This window comes from Burkholderia sp. NLJ2 (assembly GCF_049487195.1).
GTDB lineage: Bacteria > Pseudomonadota > Gammaproteobacteria > Burkholderiales > Burkholderiaceae > Burkholderia > Burkholderia pyrrocinia.
In genome coordinates this window covers 1,256,068-1,271,561 of sequence record NZ_CP137810.1, presented here as the reverse complement: position 1 = coordinate 1,271,561, position 15,494 = coordinate 1,256,068, and the positions used below count along the sequence as shown (strand labels likewise).

At 67.9% G+C, this 15,494-nt stretch carries 14 protein-coding genes; 10 read left to right on the top strand and 4 right to left on the bottom strand.

Annotation, left to right across the window (positions count from 1 at the left end; all coding sequences use genetic code 11):
- Window positions 1-87: 87 nt before the first annotated feature.
- Window positions 88-1,263 carry an HPP family protein gene (locus tag R9B84_RS27985; protein ID WP_423763224.1) on the bottom strand — a complete coding sequence of 392 codons (1,176 nt, stop codon included), beginning with the start codon at window positions 1,261-1,263 and terminating at the stop codon, window positions 88-90.
- Window positions 1,264-1,625: 362 nt separating this feature from the next.
- Between R9B84_RS27985 and R9B84_RS27980 the strand changes: the two genes are divergently transcribed.
- The 5 genes from R9B84_RS27980 (at window position 1,626) to R9B84_RS27960 (ending at window position 6,272) form a co-directional block, all read left to right on the top strand.
- Window positions 1,626-2,594, top strand: a complete 969-nt coding sequence (locus tag R9B84_RS27980) for a LysR family transcriptional regulator (protein WP_423763223.1) — start codon at window positions 1,626-1,628, stop codon at window positions 2,592-2,594.
- 180 nt (window positions 2,595-2,774) lie between these two features.
- Window positions 2,775-3,683 (top strand): LysR substrate-binding domain-containing protein, encoded by a 909-nt coding sequence (locus tag R9B84_RS27975; RefSeq protein WP_423763222.1) that lies wholly within the window; start codon window positions 2,775-2,777, stop codon window positions 3,681-3,683.
- A gap of 276 nt (window positions 3,684-3,959) precedes the next feature.
- The gene (locus tag R9B84_RS27970; protein ID WP_423763221.1) at window positions 3,960-4,205 is read left to right on the top strand and encodes a hypothetical protein; all 246 of its coding nucleotides are present in this window, start codon (window positions 3,960-3,962) and stop codon (window positions 4,203-4,205) included.
- A 136-nt stretch (window positions 4,206-4,341) separates the two neighbouring features.
- Window positions 4,342-5,118, top strand: a complete 777-nt coding sequence (locus R9B84_RS27965) for a hypothetical protein (protein ID WP_423763220.1) — start codon at window positions 4,342-4,344, stop codon at window positions 5,116-5,118.
- 20 nt (window positions 5,119-5,138) lie between these two features.
- Window positions 5,139-6,272: a transporter substrate-binding and LysM peptidoglycan-binding domain-containing protein gene (locus R9B84_RS27960; protein ID WP_423763219.1), complete on the top strand. Its 1,134-nt coding sequence runs from the start codon at window positions 5,139-5,141 to the stop codon at window positions 6,270-6,272.
- Window positions 6,273-6,362: 90 nt separating this feature from the next.
- On the opposite strand, the gene R9B84_RS27955 is transcribed toward R9B84_RS27960, so the two are convergent.
- Window positions 6,363-7,451, bottom strand: coding sequence for a calcium:proton antiporter (locus tag R9B84_RS27955; RefSeq protein WP_423763218.1), 1,089 nt, complete (start codon window positions 7,449-7,451; stop codon window positions 6,363-6,365).
- A 549-nt stretch (window positions 7,452-8,000) separates the two neighbouring features.
- On the opposite strand from R9B84_RS27955, the gene R9B84_RS27950 reads away from it, so the two are divergent.
- The 5 genes from R9B84_RS27950 to R9B84_RS27930 all read left to right on the top strand — a co-directional run bounded on the left by R9B84_RS27950 (window position 8,001) and on the right by R9B84_RS27930 (window position 13,766).
- Window positions 8,001-9,557 carry a 3-hydroxyacyl-CoA dehydrogenase gene (locus R9B84_RS27950; RefSeq protein ID WP_423763217.1) on the top strand — a complete coding sequence of 519 codons (1,557 nt, stop codon included), beginning with the start codon at window positions 8,001-8,003 and terminating at the stop codon, window positions 9,555-9,557.
- A 59-nt stretch (window positions 9,558-9,616) separates the two neighbouring features.
- Window positions 9,617-10,939: a phenylacetate--CoA ligase PaaK gene (gene paaK, locus R9B84_RS27945; protein ID WP_423763216.1), complete on the top strand. Its 1,323-nt coding sequence runs from the start codon at window positions 9,617-9,619 to the stop codon at window positions 10,937-10,939.
- A 38-nt stretch (window positions 10,940-10,977) separates the two neighbouring features.
- The gene (locus tag R9B84_RS27940) at window positions 10,978-11,778 is read left to right on the top strand and encodes an enoyl-CoA hydratase-related protein (RefSeq protein ID WP_423763215.1); all 801 of its coding nucleotides are present in this window, start codon (window positions 10,978-10,980) and stop codon (window positions 11,776-11,778) included.
- Between the two features lie 127 nt (window positions 11,779-11,905).
- Window positions 11,906-12,577, top strand: coding sequence for a MarC family protein (locus tag R9B84_RS27935; RefSeq protein WP_034180232.1), 672 nt, complete (start codon window positions 11,906-11,908; stop codon window positions 12,575-12,577).
- A gap of 208 nt (window positions 12,578-12,785) precedes the next feature.
- Window positions 12,786-13,766, top strand: a complete 981-nt coding sequence (locus tag R9B84_RS27930; RefSeq protein WP_423763214.1) for an aldo/keto reductase — start codon at window positions 12,786-12,788, stop codon at window positions 13,764-13,766.
- 42 nt (window positions 13,767-13,808) lie between these two features.
- Here the strand turns inward: R9B84_RS27930 and R9B84_RS27925 are convergent, their stop codons facing one another.
- Window positions 13,809-14,675, bottom strand: coding sequence for a lysostaphin resistance A-like protein (locus tag R9B84_RS27925; protein ID WP_423763213.1), 867 nt, complete (start codon window positions 14,673-14,675; stop codon window positions 13,809-13,811).
- 89 nt (window positions 14,676-14,764) lie between these two features.
- Window positions 14,765-15,421, bottom strand: a complete 657-nt coding sequence (locus R9B84_RS27920) for a VC0807 family protein (RefSeq protein ID WP_423763212.1) — start codon at window positions 15,419-15,421, stop codon at window positions 14,765-14,767.
- Window positions 15,422-15,494: the final 73 nt, after the last annotated feature.

Below are 15,494 nucleotides of genomic sequence, written 5' to 3'. Positions count from 1 at the left end.
ACGGCTAATATATCACAACATGATGTAAATGGACGAATTGAGGCGGAATGAATGCATTCCGCGTGGCGTCGACGCGTCGCGCTTGCGTTAAGCGGCCTCGAGCATCTGCGTCTGCTGGTAGAGGCCCGTGACGAGATCCGTCTGCGTAATGATTCCCACGAGCCGCCGCGACGCATCGACAACCGGAATGTGGTGGTGGCCCGAATGCGTGAACAGCGGCACGAGCGCCGTGATCGGCATCGTTTCAGGTACGAACGCGACGTCGCGCGTCATCACCGAGGCGACGCTCGCGGGCTGGCCGCCGAACGATTGCGGCAGCCGTGCCGACAGGCGCTGCCAAAGCGGAGTCGGGCGGCGAAGCTGGCGTGTGAGGTCGGCGCGCGTGACGATGCCGGCCAGGCGGCCTTCGCCGTCGACGACGGGCAGCGCCTTCACGCGGTGGCGGTCGAGCAGCGTGAGCGCGGCCGTCACCGACGTCGACGGCGCGACCTCGATCGCATTCTTCGTCATCAGGTCGGCGCACTTGAGCTGGCCGAACGTGCGCGTATAGGCCTGCATCTCGGTTTCGCGCAACAGCGTTTCAAGATCGTCCGGGTCGACGTCGAGCCATTCGCTGCGACGCTTCAGCACCGCGTCGAGGTCGCCGCGCGTGAAGCCGCCGCGCGCCGGTGCGGCGCCGCCTGCCTGCGGTTTCGCTTCGGGGCGCACGCCGCCATGCGGGTAGCGGTGCCCGGTCAATGCGTGATACGCGAGCGCGGCCGACAGCAGGATCGCCGATTGCAGCGCGATCGGCTCCAGCACGAAACTGAATCCGAGCGAATGGATTGCCGGGCCGCCGACCACGGCCGTGAGCGCGACGGCGCCCGACGGCGGGTGCACGCAGCGCAGCGCGAACATGCCGCCGATCGCACATGCGATCGCGACGGCGGCGGCGGTAATCGGATCGGCGATCCATAACGCGCACGCGACACCGACCGTCGCCGCGACGAGATTGCCGCCGATGATCGACCACGGCTGCGCGAGCGGACTCGCCGGCACCGCGAACAGCAGCACGGCCGACGCCCCCATCGGCGCGACGAGCAGCGGTACGAGGCCCGGCACGCCGGGCAGCCACCGCATCGTGACGCCGACCGTCGCGATGCCGACGAGCGCGCCCGTGCACGAACGCAGGCGCTCGCGCCAGCCGAGCGACATCGGATGGGGAAGGAAGCTGTGCAGCCATTGGCGCAACGTGCGGCGCGACGAGGGGGAGCCTGACGACATGGATGGTAAGCAGTAGAAATGACGGCGCGGATGCGCGCGGCGACAAGGGCGGAATTATATCGTGTTGTGATACAAATTGTCGCGCTGCATCAAGTCGTTGCACGCGCACGACGCACGCGCCTTGCAGAAGCCTTTCATCCGATGAAAGCCTGGGCGCCGGGCGATAGCGCAAATTCGTCTGCGGCGGCGTACAATTCCGGCGACTGAATCCCCGATATGCCAGAACCACGTACGCGATGCCCGCTCTCCCGCCTTTCCCCCGGCACGGTGATCGATTCGACGTGGTTCGCGGCTGCGTTCCGTTCCCCACCTGACGCGAGCGCAGCCGAAGCCTCCCCACTGACTCTCCCCAAGCCAATTCAATGGACATGCTCGAAAACATGCGCCTGTTCGTGCGCGTTGTCGAAGCCGGCAGTTTTACTGCGGTCGCGAAGGAAATCGACGCGACCACCGCGCAGGTATCGCGCGCGGTATCGAACCTCGAAGCGCACGTACAGACGCGCCTGCTGCATCGCACGACGCGCCATCTCGGCCTCACCGAAAGCGGCGAACGCTATTTCGAGCGCGCGAAATCGATCCTCGCGGAAATCGACTACGCGAACGCGGAGGCGCGCAACGCGCTGTTGCGGCCGAGCGGCAAGATGCGCATCCATGCGATGACGGGGCTCGGGCAGAGTCATGTCGTGTCGTCGATCGTCCGTTACCAGGAGGACAACCCCGACGTGTCGGTCGAGCTGACGCTCGCGCAGCGGATGCCGAATCTCGTCGAGGAAGGCTACGACGTGTCGATCGTGACGGCGTCGCAGCTGCCCGATTCGGGCTATGTCGCGCAGACCTGCGGTACGAGCTGCAGCGTGCTCGTCGCGTCGCGCGAATACCTGGCGCGGCACGGCACGCCGCAGACGCCCGACGATTTGCCGAACCACGTGTGCCTGCGCCTCGATACGCCCGCATCGCCGGCCGGCGAATGGCGGCTCGAGCGCAACGACGGCGAGGAGGCCGTCTACGCGCTGCAGCCGGCGCCGTTCCAGGTCAACGTGCCGGACGCGCTGTGCGTCGCGGTGCGCGCCGGGCGCGGGATCGCGTGCGTCGCGTTGTATACGGTGCTCGACGACATCCGCGAAGGGCGGCTGATCCGCGTGCTGCCCGAGTACCGGTTGCAGACGGTGAGCGTGTATGCCGTCTACGCGACGCGTCGTTATCTCGACGCGAAGATCCGCACGTTCCTCGACCACCTGCGCACGACGCTCACGCCCGCGCTGGAGAACGACCTGCGTGAACTCGACCGGTTGACGGGCGAGCAGATGCCGGGCGGCCGCAAGCGCGCGTGACGGCACGGGCGGACGTGTGCCGCCCGAACCATGTGCGCCATCACGATGCTCATGCGCCCGGCGGCGTGATGCGAATCCGCTCGAAGCGGCCCGCGCGCTACAGATCAGGTGTAACCGAGCATGGAAATCGTATCGATATCGGCCTAACCTCGAAAGACCCTCGATCGATACAAAATCTGGATGATTGAACTGCACCAGCTTCGCTGCTTCGTCGCGGTGGCCGAGGAACTGCATTTCGGCCACGCGGCCAAACGGCTCTTCATGACGCAACCGCCGCTCAGCCGGCAGATCCAGTTGCTCGAGCACGCGCTCGGCATCGCACTGCTCGAACGCAGCAGCCGGCAGGTGAGCCTGACCGCGGCCGGCGAGCGCTTCCTGCGCGACGCGCGGCACATCCTCGAATTCTCCGCACGGGCCGAGCAGGCCGCCCAGCGCGTCGCGCACGGCGGGGCCGGCCGCATCACGCTCGGCTTCACGGCCGTCAGCGCGTACCGGATGATCCCGATGCTGCTGGCGCATGCCGCGCACGCGCTGCCGGACGTCGACGTCGAGTTGCGCGAGATGGTGTCGACCGTGCAGATCGATGCGCTCGCGTCGCGGATGCTCGACGCGGGCTTCGTGCGACAGCGCGCTTCGCGCCAGCCGCTCGAATACCGGCTCGTGCAGCGCGAGCCGATGCTGGTCGCGGTCGCGGAAGGCGTGCCGCTTGCCGCGTGCGAGCGCATCGGCCCGGACGATCTCGACCGGCAGCCGTTCATCGCGTATTCACCGAACGAAGGGAAATACTTCCACGACCTGATCTCCGGCCTGTTCGCGAACGCAGGGCGGCTGCCGAACTACCTGCACTACGTCGGGCAGACGCATACGATCCTCGGCCTCGTGCGGGCGGGGCTCGGCGCGGCGCTCGTGCCGGCGTCGGCGCGCGAGCTGCATGTGGACGGCGTGGTGTTCCGGCCGCTCGCCGGCGTCGACGCCGCAGCGGAGCTGTATCTCGCGTGGCGCGCGGACAACGACAACCCGGCGCTGCCGGTGTTCAACGCGATGGTCGAGCGGTTTCTCGCGCAGGAGCAGGGCGGCGCGGCGGCGTAGCACGTTCGCGCCGTGTCACAAGCTTTCAATCCGGAAGCTTGCCGCGTGCGATGGCAAGCAATCCTGATCGAGCGCGGCAGGTTGGCGTCGTGCGAATCCTTACCGTCATGAAAGCTGTCTCGATACTTGTGTTTCAACGGCGGAACGCGGCGGTTCGCTGCACTGCGACAACCGCTTGACGCTGCATGCCGGTCGGCGCACGATACCGGCAGTGAATTTGGAGCGGGACGCGCCGGCCGCGCGGTTCCTGCACCCGCGATACGCAAAAGAACAACGATGAGCCTTTACGCACTCGTACCGGAATCCCGGCGCCGCATCTGTCGGCCCGCCCGAACAACGATTCTCCCGACGCCCGTCGCGTCACGTATCCGTCATCCCGTTTCGTACCGTGCCTCGGTACACTTTCCCGTCTGCGCGCTGGCCGCGACGATGAGCGGCGCCGGTCCGGCCCGCCGCATCGGGCCGCAGCCTGCTGCCCCCGATCACCGCATCCTGAACGGCACCTACACCGGCGTCTCGTGACGCCCGCCGGCGCTCGTCCCTGTATTGCGCCGCCGGCTTTCCTGATTGCCCGGCGGCACCGGAGTCCGAAGCATTTCGATTGAGCTTGAAGAAGCAAACGCACGCAGTTCGGTTCGAGGTTCAAGGAGAAAAACTCATGTCGCAGCTTTCGAATGAAGAAGCAAACGGCAGTTCGGGGAGTGGCAAGGTAAAGCTGATCAAATGGGCGATCATCGTCGCCGGCGTCGCGATCGCGGCACCGGCTGCGCTGTTCATCCTGAAGGGGATGATCGCGCTGATCACAGCGGGCGTCATCGGCCTCGGCGCGATCTATTTCGCGCCGGTCGTCGCGATGAAGTTCGCGAACCAGAAGGTGAAGATGATCGTCGAGGAGGCGCAGGCGAATCCGATCGAGACGCTCATCAACCAGCTCGCGGAAAAGCGCCAGGCGGCGCAGAAATTCGCGGACAGCATCACCGCGTTCCGCACCGAGGTGAAGAACTTCGAGAGCAAGACGGAGCTGTTCGAGAAGCAGTATCCGGACGACGCGCCGCGCTTCCGGTCGCAGCTCGACACGATGAAGCAGCTCCTCTCGTTTCGCGAAGGCCGCTACAAGCAGGTGCAGGCCGAACTGAAGAATTTCGCGTCGGCGATCGACCGCGCGAAGGCGATGTGGGACATGTCGCAGGCGGCGCAGCAGATGAACAAGCTTGCGGGCCGGCAGGCGGCCGACACGTTCGAGCAGATCAAGACCGACGTGGCCGTCGATTCGGTGATGCGCTCGGTCAACAAGGCGTTCTCCGAGATGGAGACGTCGCTGATGGATAACCCCGAGGTCAAGCAGGCGCAGCAGCAGGCGATAAACGGCGGTCACGTGCCCGTTCCCGGACCCGATGCGGCGAATCCCGCCCAGTTGCCGTCGAAACAACAATAACTTCCTGCAGGCACGCAACCATGAAAAAACTTCTCGGCGCAATCGCGTTTCTGGTGGTGCTCGTCGGCGTATGGATCGTGCATCAGGGCGGCCTGTCGACGCTGATTCCCGCGCATGACGCGGCCCCGGGCTCGACGTCCGCGCAAAATGGCGACACCGGCCAGCCCGCGCAGCCGTCGCCGTCGGCCAGCGTGTTGCCGGCCGGCTTCACGCCGCAGGCCAGCACGCTGAAATCGATAGCCGAAAACGGCATCGCGCGGATCTCGGTGCAGAACCCGAGCGAACCGTTCTTCGGCGAGGACAAGGGCGCGCCGCACGGCTTCAACGTCGAATTCGCGCGGCTGCTGTTCGCCGATCCGTCGTTCTCGCACGGCGGCAAGCCGGTCGTCGTCGATACGCGTCACGAGGTCGACACGTACCCGGGCGTGCCGAAGCAACTGCTCGACACCGACGCGAAGGGGAACCACGTCGTCGACGTGGCGATGGACGGGCTGACGTTCCCGGACAACACGCCGGCCGGTGTCGTCTACTCGGTGCCGTACGTCGACGATTTCGGCTATTCGCTGATCGTGCGGCAAGGGTCCGCGATCCGCTCGACCGACGATCTCGCGGGCAAGACGGTCGGCATCCTGAAGGGCGACCCCGACGTGCGCGCGTTCGTCACGCGCCAGTATCCGAACGTCCGGTTCGTCGAGGTCGACGATTCCGATCCGGCATTCATCGCGAAGAGCATCGACGGCCATACGGTCGACGCGTTCATCTACGACTACCCGTTCGCGGTCAGCTCGATCAAGGGCACCGACCTGAAGTTCGCGGTGACCAAGCTCGACGGTTCGAACATCGCGTACAAGATCGGCGTGCGCGCCGACGACCAGGATCTGCTGATCTACCTGAACGCCGCGATCGCGAAGCTCAAGCAGTCGCCGCAGTATCTCGACCTGCTGCGCAAGTACTTCGTCAGCGACCAGGCGGTGACGACCGCGGCCGCGTCGGGCGAACACACGTACGTGGTGAAGGCGGGCGACACGTTGAACCTGATCGCGGCGAGCAAGCTCGGCAGCGGCCAGCGTTATCGCGAGATCCAGCGCCGCAACAACCTCGCCAATCCGAACCTGATCCTGGCGGGCCAGCATCTCGTGATTCCGGTTCGGTAACGATGGCGTGACGTGAACGAGCGCGGGTGAAGGGACGTAAAAAAACGCGGCCCGGCGGAGGCGATCCGCCGGGCCGCGCGCATGTTGGCGTCAGTGAGTGATCGACAGGAACAGGTACGCGGCGAACAGCGACAGGTGCACGACGCCGTGCAGCACCGTCGTGCGCCCCTGGCTGAGCGTCAGCGTGCTGACCAGCAAGGTGAGCGCCAGCAGCACGGTTTCCATCGCGCCGATGCCGAGCGTGAGCGGCTGGCCGACCCAGATGAACACGGCCGCGACGGTCGGGATCGTGAGCCCGATGCTCGCGAGCGCCGACCCGAGCGCGAGGTTCATGCTGGTCTGCAGGCGGTTCGCGCGTGCGGCGGTGACGGCCGCGAGCCCTTCCGGCAGCAGCACGAGCGCGGCGATCACGATGCCGACCGCGGCTTCGGGCGCGCCGAGCTTCAGCACTGCGTGCTCGACGGCCGGCGACAGCAGCTTCGCGAGCAGCACGACCGCGACGAGGCTCACGAACAGCAGGATCATGCTGATGATGGCGGTACGCGTGCTCGGCGCCGCAGCGTGCACCGACTCGTTTGCGCTGTCGTGCGCGGCGAGGAAGTAGTCGCGGTGGCGCACGGTCTGTACGAACACGAATGCGCCGTACAGCACGAGCGACGATACGCCGGCAAACGCGAGCTGCGATTTCGAAAAGAACGGGCCCGGCGCGGCGCTCAGGTAGTTCGGCATCACGAGCGACAGCACCGACAGCGACGCCAGCACCGCGAGCGCCTTGCTCGCGCCGCGCCCCTGGAAGTCCTGCTCGCCGTGCTTCCACGCGCCGACCAGCAGGCAGATGCCGACGATGCCGTTGCAGATGATCATCACGGCCGCGAACACGGTATCGCGCGCAAGGCCCGATTTCTCGGGGCCCGCGCCGAGCATCACCGACACGATCAGCGCAACTTCGATGACGGTCACGGCGACCGCGAGCACGAGCGTGCCGAACGGTTCGCCGACGCGGTGCGCGACGACTTCCGCATGGTGGACGGCGGCGAACACGGCGCCGGCCAGTGCGGCGGCGAACAGCGCGATGACGAGGCCTTCGGCCGGTACGGCGCGCGACAGCGCGAGTACCAGCCATGCGGCAAGCGGGGCCCAGAGGGTCCAGCGCGGGAGCTGGTTGGACGAGAGCGGCATGGAGGGTTTCCTTATGCGAGTGGCGGCGCGCGACGCGCCGTCACGGGGTGACGAAGCCCGGCCGTACTATCCGCCGAACGAGGACGATGAAACCGAAAGGTGGCCGCGCGCAATGGCGCTGCCTCGAGTTCGCCGCCATGAGGCGGCGAGGGGCGCGGGCGGGCCGGAGCCCGTCGCCGGGTGAAACGGTTCGATGCGGCTGGCCGCCGATGGCGGGGCGCGCAATCGTGACGACGCGCCGGCCGGAGGCTCGGTTCCGACCCCGGAAAGGGGCGGGCAATGGACATCGGTGGCGGCGTGACACGCGGTTTCCCCCTGAAATCCGGCGAGTTGTCGAATTTTATCAGGCGTTTGGGGGCCACTACCTCATATTCGAACGCTTTCATTGACCTTTCGGTTTACAAAAAGTGCCCCAATCCTTCATTTTTTTGTCTTTGCAGTTTCCGTAACGGTCTCTTGCACGACAAATTCGGGCTCGCCCTGACATAAATCTACCGACCGGTCGGTTTATAATCGCTCGCACTTCCACTTCATGACGGATCGCAAGCGATGGCTGTTTCCTCTGCACATTCGGTGAACTCGGGCGCGCTGGCGCAGTCGGCCGTCGTCGGCGTGATCGGCGCCGGCGCGATGGGCGCGGGCATTGCGCAGGTCGCGGCGGCGGCCGGCCATACGGTGCTGCTGTACGACCTGAACGAAGCGGCCTGCGACAAGGCGCTGGCCGGCGTCCGCGCGCAGTTCGCACGGCTCGCGGAGAAAGGCCGGCTCGAACCGGCACAGGCCGACGCGGCCGGCAACCGGATCCGCGCGGTGCGCGCGCTGGCCGACTTCGCGGGCGCGGCGCTGGTCGTCGAGGCGGCGGCCGAGCGGCTCGACGTGAAGCGCGAGATTTTCGCGACGCTCGAACGCCATGTCGACGACACGTGCCTGCTGGCGACCAACACGTCGTCGATCTCGATCACGTCGATTGCGGCCGGGCTGCGCGTGCCGCAGCGTGTCGCCGGCCTGCATTTCTTCAACCCGGCGCCGCTGATGGCGCTCGTCGAGGTGGTCAGCGGGCTCGCGACCGCGCCCGACGTTGCGCAGGTTCTTTATGCGACCGCGGCCGCGTGGGGCAAAAAGCCCGTGATGGCGAAATCGACGCCGGGCTTCATCGTGAACCGCGTCGCGCGGCCGTATTACGCGGAGGCGCTGCGCGTGCTGAACGAGCAGGGCGGCGCGCCGGCATCCATCGACGCGGTGATGCGCGAAGCAGGCGGCTTCCGGATGGGGCCGTTCGAGCTGATGGACCTGATCGGCCACGATGTGAACTTCGCGGTGACCGAGTCGGTGTTCCGCGCGTACTTCAACGATCCGCGCTACACGCCGTCGCTGATTCAGCAGGAACTCGTGAACGCCGGCTTCCTCGGGCGCAAGTCGGGGCGCGGCTTCTATTCGTATGCGGACGGCGCGACGCCGCCCGCGCCCGATCTCGAACCGCCGCGCGATGCGCCGGCGGATGTCACGCTGTACGCGCAGGACGGCCCGGCCGCCGCGCTGCATGCGCGCTTCGCCGAACGTGTCGCGCTCGCCCGGCAGGCCGGCGCGCACCCGGACGACCTGCTCGCGATGGCCGGCCGCGCATCGATCGCGCTGACCGACGGCCGCACGGCGACCGCGCGCGCCGCGCAAACGGGCGTGGCCGATCTCGTGCTCGTCGACCTCGCGCGCGATTACGCGCAGGCCGGGCTCGTCGCGCTGACGCGCGCGCTCCAGTGCAGCGACGCCGCCTATGCGGACGCGGTCGGGCTGTTCCAGCAGGCGGGCTTGCGCGTCGTCGGCGTCGCCGATGTGCCGGGGATGGTCGCGATGCGCACCGTCGTGATGCTCGCGAACGAGGCAGCCGACACGGTGAACCAGGGCGTGTGCTCGCCCGCCGATCTCGACCTCGCGATGGAGAAGGGCGTGAACTACCCGTGCGGCCCGCTCGCGTGGGCCGACGCGATCGGCATCGGCCGCGTGTTTCGCGTGCTGTCGAACCTCGCGGCGAGCTACGGCGAGGACCGCTATCGCGTGTCGCCGCGCATCGCCGCGCTGCATGCGGCCGGCCGCACGTTCCGGTCGTAGCCGCCGGCCCCGTTACCCCGAACACGATAACGACATCACTCCATTGGAGGAGCACCCCGATGACTCACCCGACGCACCCTGCCGCCGCCCTCGAGCCGATCGAGACCGCCAGCCGCGACGAACTGCAGGCGCTGCAGCTCGAGCGCATGAAGTGGTCGCTGCGCCACGCGTACGACAACGTCCCGCACTATCGGCGCACGTTCGATGCGGCCGGCGTGCATCCGGACGACCTGAAGACGCTGGCCGATCTCGCGAAATTCCCGTTCTCGACGAAGAACGACCTGCGCGACAACTATCCGTTCGGGCTCTTTGCGGTGCCGCGCGAGCAGGTCGTGCGCGTGCACGCGTCGAGCGGCACGACGGGCAAGCCGACCGTGGTCGGCTACACGGCGCGCGACATCGACACGTGGGCGAACGTGACCGCGCGCTCGATCCGCGCCGCCGGCGGCCGCCCGGGCGACACGCTGCACAACGCATTCGGTTATGGCCTCTTCACGGGCGGGCTCGGGATTCACTACGGTGCGGAGCGGCTCGGCTGCATGGTCGTGCCGATGTCGGGCGGGCAGACCGAGAAGCAGGTGCAACTGATCCGCGATTTCGAGCCGAAGATCATCCTCGTCACGCCGTCGTACATGCTGAACCTGATCGACGAGATGGTGCGGCAGGGGATGGACCCGGCCGAGTCGTCGCTGAAGATCGGCATCTTCGGCGCCGAGCCGTGGACGCAGGCGTTGCGCGAGGAAGTGGAGACGCGCGTGGGCATCGACGCGCTCGACATCTACGGGCTGTCGGAAGTGATGGGCCCGGGCGTCGCGTGCGAATGCGTCGAGACGAAGGACGGCCCGGTGATCTGGGAAGACCATTTCTATCCGGAGATCATCGATCCCGTCACGGGCGACGTGCTGCCCGACGGCAGCCAGGGCGAGCTCGTATTCACGTCGCTGACGAAGGAAGCGATGCCGGTGATCCGCTACCGCACGCGCGATCTCACCGCGCTGCTGCCGCCGACCGCGCGCGCGATGCGCCGCCTCGCGAAAATCACGGGCCGTTCCGACGACATGCTGATCGTGCGTGGTGTGAACGTGTTTCCGAGCCAGATCGAGGAGATCGTCGTCGCGCTGCCGGCGCTGTCGGGTCAGTTCCAGATCACGCTGTCGCGCGACGGTCACATGGACCGGCTCGACCTCGCGGTCGAGTTGCGCTCCGAGGCGGAGGCGTCCGTCACCGAAAGCGATCGCGCGGCGCTCGCGCGTGAGCTGCAGCACCGGATCAAGACGATGGTCGGCGTGTCGTCCGGCGTGACGGTGCTCGCGGCGGGCGGCATTCCCGCGACCGCGACCGGCAAGGCCCGGCGCGTGATCGACCGCCGCCAGGCTGCCTGATTCCGATGTTTGTCGTTCTACCCGAGGAAACCTGTTCGATGGATGGATTGAAGACCCTGGCCGTCGCGGTCGATGCGCGCGGCATCGCGACCGTTGCGCTGCAGCGCGGCGACGTGCTCAACGCGTTCGACGAGACCATGATCGCCGAGCTGACCGACGCGTTCACGGCGCTCGGCCAACGCGACGACGTGCGCGCGATCGTGCTGCGCTCGGATGGTCGCGCATTCTGCGCGGGCGCCGACCTGCAGTGGATGCAGCGCGCAAGCGCGAACGATGCGGCCGCGAACCTGCGCGACGCGGAGCGGTTCGCCGCGATGATGCGCGCGATCCGGCAGTGCCCGAAGCCGACGGTGGCGCGCGTGCAGGGCCACGCGTTCGGCGGCGGCGTGGGCCTGTGCGCGGCCTGCGACATCGTGATCGCGAGCGACCACGCGCGCTTTTCGGTCAGCGAGGCGCGTTTCGGGATCCTGCCGGCCGTGATCGGCCCGTATCTGGTCGAGGCGGTCGGCCAGCGCCAGGCGCGCCGGCTCGCGCTGACCGCGACGCAGCTCGCCGCCGGCGAAGCCGTCGCGATCGGCCTGATCCACCAGGCCGTGCCGCTCGACGCGCTCGACGAAACGCTCGACCGGACGCTCGCGGAACTGGGCCGCAACGGCCCGAACGCGCTGATGGAGATCAAGCGCTTCTTCGACGCGATCGGCGAGTATCCGCCGTCGGACGAGCGCGCGGCGTTCACCGCGCAGACGATCTCCCGCGTGCGGGCGACGCCGGAAGCGAAGGAGGGCTTTTCCGCATTCTTCGCGAAGCGGCCGCCGGCATGGGAAGCGGGCGCCGAGTAGGGGCCAGCCGCGACGATCGGCGGCGAAGCGCGCCCGGCCGCACTTTGCGGCTCGGGCGCGGGCGCTTGCTCTACAATGCGTGACCCCCGGCACGCTGCCGGCCCAGCCCCGACCGATTCTTCGCCCGATGATCGTCAACCGCCTTATCTCCGAGATCCTGTTCGGCTTCACCGGCCTGATCGGCATCATCAATCCGATCGGCATCGCATTCCTGTTTCTCGAGCGGACCGAGGCACTCACCGAGCACGAGCGCGACCTGCTCGCGCGGAAGGTGGCGTTCAACGCGTTCATCGTGCTGATGGTTGCGTTCTTCGCGGGCACGCCGGTACTGCATTTCTTCGGGATCTCGATGGAGGCGCTGCGGATCGGCGGCGGCCTGGCGGTCGCGGTGGCGGGCTGGCAGATGCTGAACGAGCCCGACGTGCCGGGCGGCGGCGACACGCCGGTCAAGCCGATCGACGCGAACGCGATCATGACGCGCGCGTTCTTCCCGCTGACCGTGCCGCTGACGGTCGGCCCCGGCTCGATCTCGACCGCGATCGCGCTGAATGCGAATCGCACGCACAAGCTGTCGGAGTTCATGCTGTCGAGCATCGTATCGATTGCCGTCTCCGTGCTGGTCGCAGTCGTGATCTGGCAAACCTACAGCCGCGCCGCGCTGCTGTCCCGCTACCTCGGCACCGAAGGCACCAAGGTCGCGATGCGCGTGTCGGCGTTCCTGCTGCTGTGCATCGGCGTGCAGATCATGCTGACCGGCTTCTCCGCGTTCCTGCAGCCGATCGCCGACCAGGTCAAGTAACCCGCCCGTCCTTTCCCGCGTTGCGACCGGGCGCTCGTGCGCTCGTGCGCCCGATGCGCGCGGCGTGCCCGCGTGCACGTCATACGCGTTTGCGCGGCGCGGGATAACATGCGACGTCTGGCGGATGCGCGGCGCACCGTTCGCGCCCTGCGCGCCGAATGGCGGCGCGCATCCAGCCGCAAGCTCAACTTCAATGGCGAGGCGTGCGATGGAATACGTGAAATTCGGGTCGACGGGGCTGGAGGTATCGAAACTGGTGCTGGGCTGCATGACGTTCGGCGAGCCGTCGCGCGGCACGCACCCGTGGACGCTGCCGGAAGCGGAAAGCCGCCCGATCATCCAGCGGGCGGTCGAAGCCGGCATCAACTTCTTCGATACCGCGAACATGTATTCGGACGGCACGTCGGAGGAGATCGTCGGCCGCGCGCTGCGCGATTTCACGAAGCGCGACGACGTCGTGATCGCGACCAAGGTGTTCTACCGGATGCGGCCGGGGCCGAACGGCGCGGGCCTGTCGCGCAAGGCGATCATGACCGACATCGACCAGAGCCTGAAGCGGCTCGGCACCGATTACGTCGACCTGTACCAGATTCATCGCTGGGACTACGGCACGCCGATCGAGGAGACGCTCGAGGCGCTGCACGACGTCGTGAAGGCCGGCAAGGCGCGCTATATCGGCGCATCGTCGATGTTCGCGTGGCAGTTCGCGAAGGCGCTGTACACGTCGAAGCAGAACGGCTGGACCCGCTTCGTCAGCATGCAGAACCACCTGAACCTGCTGTATCGCGAGGAAGAGCGGGAAATGCTGCCGCTGTGCGAAGCCGAGGGCATCGCGGTGATTCCGTGGAGCCCGCTCGCGCGCGGCCGCCTGACGCGCAACTGGGACGAATCGTCGGAGCGTCAGCAGAAGGACGACGTCGGCCAGCGGCTGTACGACGCGACGGCCGATGCGGACAAGGCGGTCGTCGACGCCGTCGCGGCGATCGCCGCCGCGCGCAACGTGCCGCGCGCGCAGGTCGCGCTCGCGTGGGTCGCGCAAAAGCGCGGTGTCACCGCGCCGATCGTCGGCATCTCGAAGCCGCAGCAACTGGACGATGCGCTCGGCGCGCTCGGGTTGAAACTGACCGACGACGAAATCGCCACGCTCGAAGGCCCGTACGTGCCGCACGCGGTCGCCGGGTTCAACTGAAACCGGGCGCGGTACCTCGCCGCGTCGTGCCGCGCGCCGTGTTCAGCGCGCGGCGTCGAGCATCGGGTAGGTGAACAGCCCGAAGTGGACGACGTTCAGCCCCGCATGCGCGAGCGCGGAGGCGAGCAGTCCGCCGCGCCGCCACGCGAGGCCGTAGCCGACGCCGGCCACCGTGCCGAGCACGATCCATTGCCAGCCGCCGGCCGTGTGCGCGGCGCCGAACAGCACCGCGCCGATTGCCAGCGCGACCCACGGGCCCCATGCGAATGCGCGGAGCGCGCGCGTCAGCCCGCCTTGCACGTAGCCGCGGAACAGCGCTTCCTCGGCGAGCGTCACCAGTAGCAGGTTGTTGACGAGCCACAGCCAGCCCGACGCGGGCCATTTGGGTGCCCAGCCGACCATCCCGAACACGAGCGCGCCGGCCAGGCATGCAGCGGCCGTCGCGACGGCCGCTACCGCGCCCGTGCGCAGCGCGCGCGACAGCGCGACGTCGGGGGCGACCCACGGCAGCACCCACAGCAGCCACAGGCCGACCAGCGGCTTGTCGAGATTCAGGTACATCGTGAACGGTACGGCGTCCGGCGTGAAGCGCGTCGGGGCGATCACGAGCGGATTGTGGAAACCGGGGATCAGGTGCAGGCTCAGCGCGATCGCGAGCGCGGCAAACACCGCATGTGCGGCGATCCGCACCGCGAGCGGGCGCGCGGGCGACACGCCCCACGCGGCCGCAGCCAGCAGCGCGAGCGGCGCCAGCGCAACCGGCTCGAGCTTGCCGAATGCCAGCGCGCCGGCATAGCCGAGCGCGGCCAGGATAAGGCTCAGGCCGTGCTGCGGGCGATGCCACGCGAGTGCGGCGGCCGCGAACAGGGCGAGCCAGATCGTGGCGCACGGAAGGAGCGAAAGGGACATGACAGGAAAGGCATTGGTCGGACAAGACGCCGCGCATCATACAGCAGGCGCGGGGACAGGCCGCCGGGCCGGCGCCGGCCGGTCGGCCGTCAGCGGCCGGCGACCTCGGTGACGCCGTCGCGGGACGGGATGTCGACGCTGTTGCGCACGCGCATCCGCCGCCGGTACCAGAACGTCCACGTCAGCAGACAGCCGAACACCGTGTAGCCGATGATCGGCGACACGACCAGCACGCGCTCGACGGGCCAGGTCATGACCATCCAGCAGCGCAGCAGCATCTCCAGCGTCATGAAGGCGCCCCACACGAAGGTCATCAGCCGCAGCATCTGCCGCAGCCCCGGCTGGGCGGCCCAGACCGATTCGAAGTGTGCGGCGCCGCCGTCCATCTCGCGGGCCACGGTGGCGCGAGCGAGATAGAAGATCAGCGGGCGTTCGCGGAACAGCGACAGCAGGAACACGACGCCGATCGTGCCCGACGCGAGCGATTCGCGCATCAGCAGCGTGCGCGGGCTGCCGCCGAGCGCCATTCCGATGATCGACAGTGCGATGCCGAGCAGCACGATGGCCGCCACCGCGTCGACGCGGCGCGAGCGGACGAATTCGACGATCGACCAGACGATGGGGGGAACCGCTGACGCGTACAGCGCGCCGGTTTCGCCCCAATACGGTTGCGCGACCCGGTACGCAACCCAGGGCAGCAGCAGGTTGACGAAGAGTTCGAGAATCAGGCCGGCTCGCGGTTTCACGGTAGGCAATTCCACGCAGGTTGGGGCGAGCGCGCGACGGGCGTGGTTGCCCGCGGTTGCCCCGAAAAGGGTT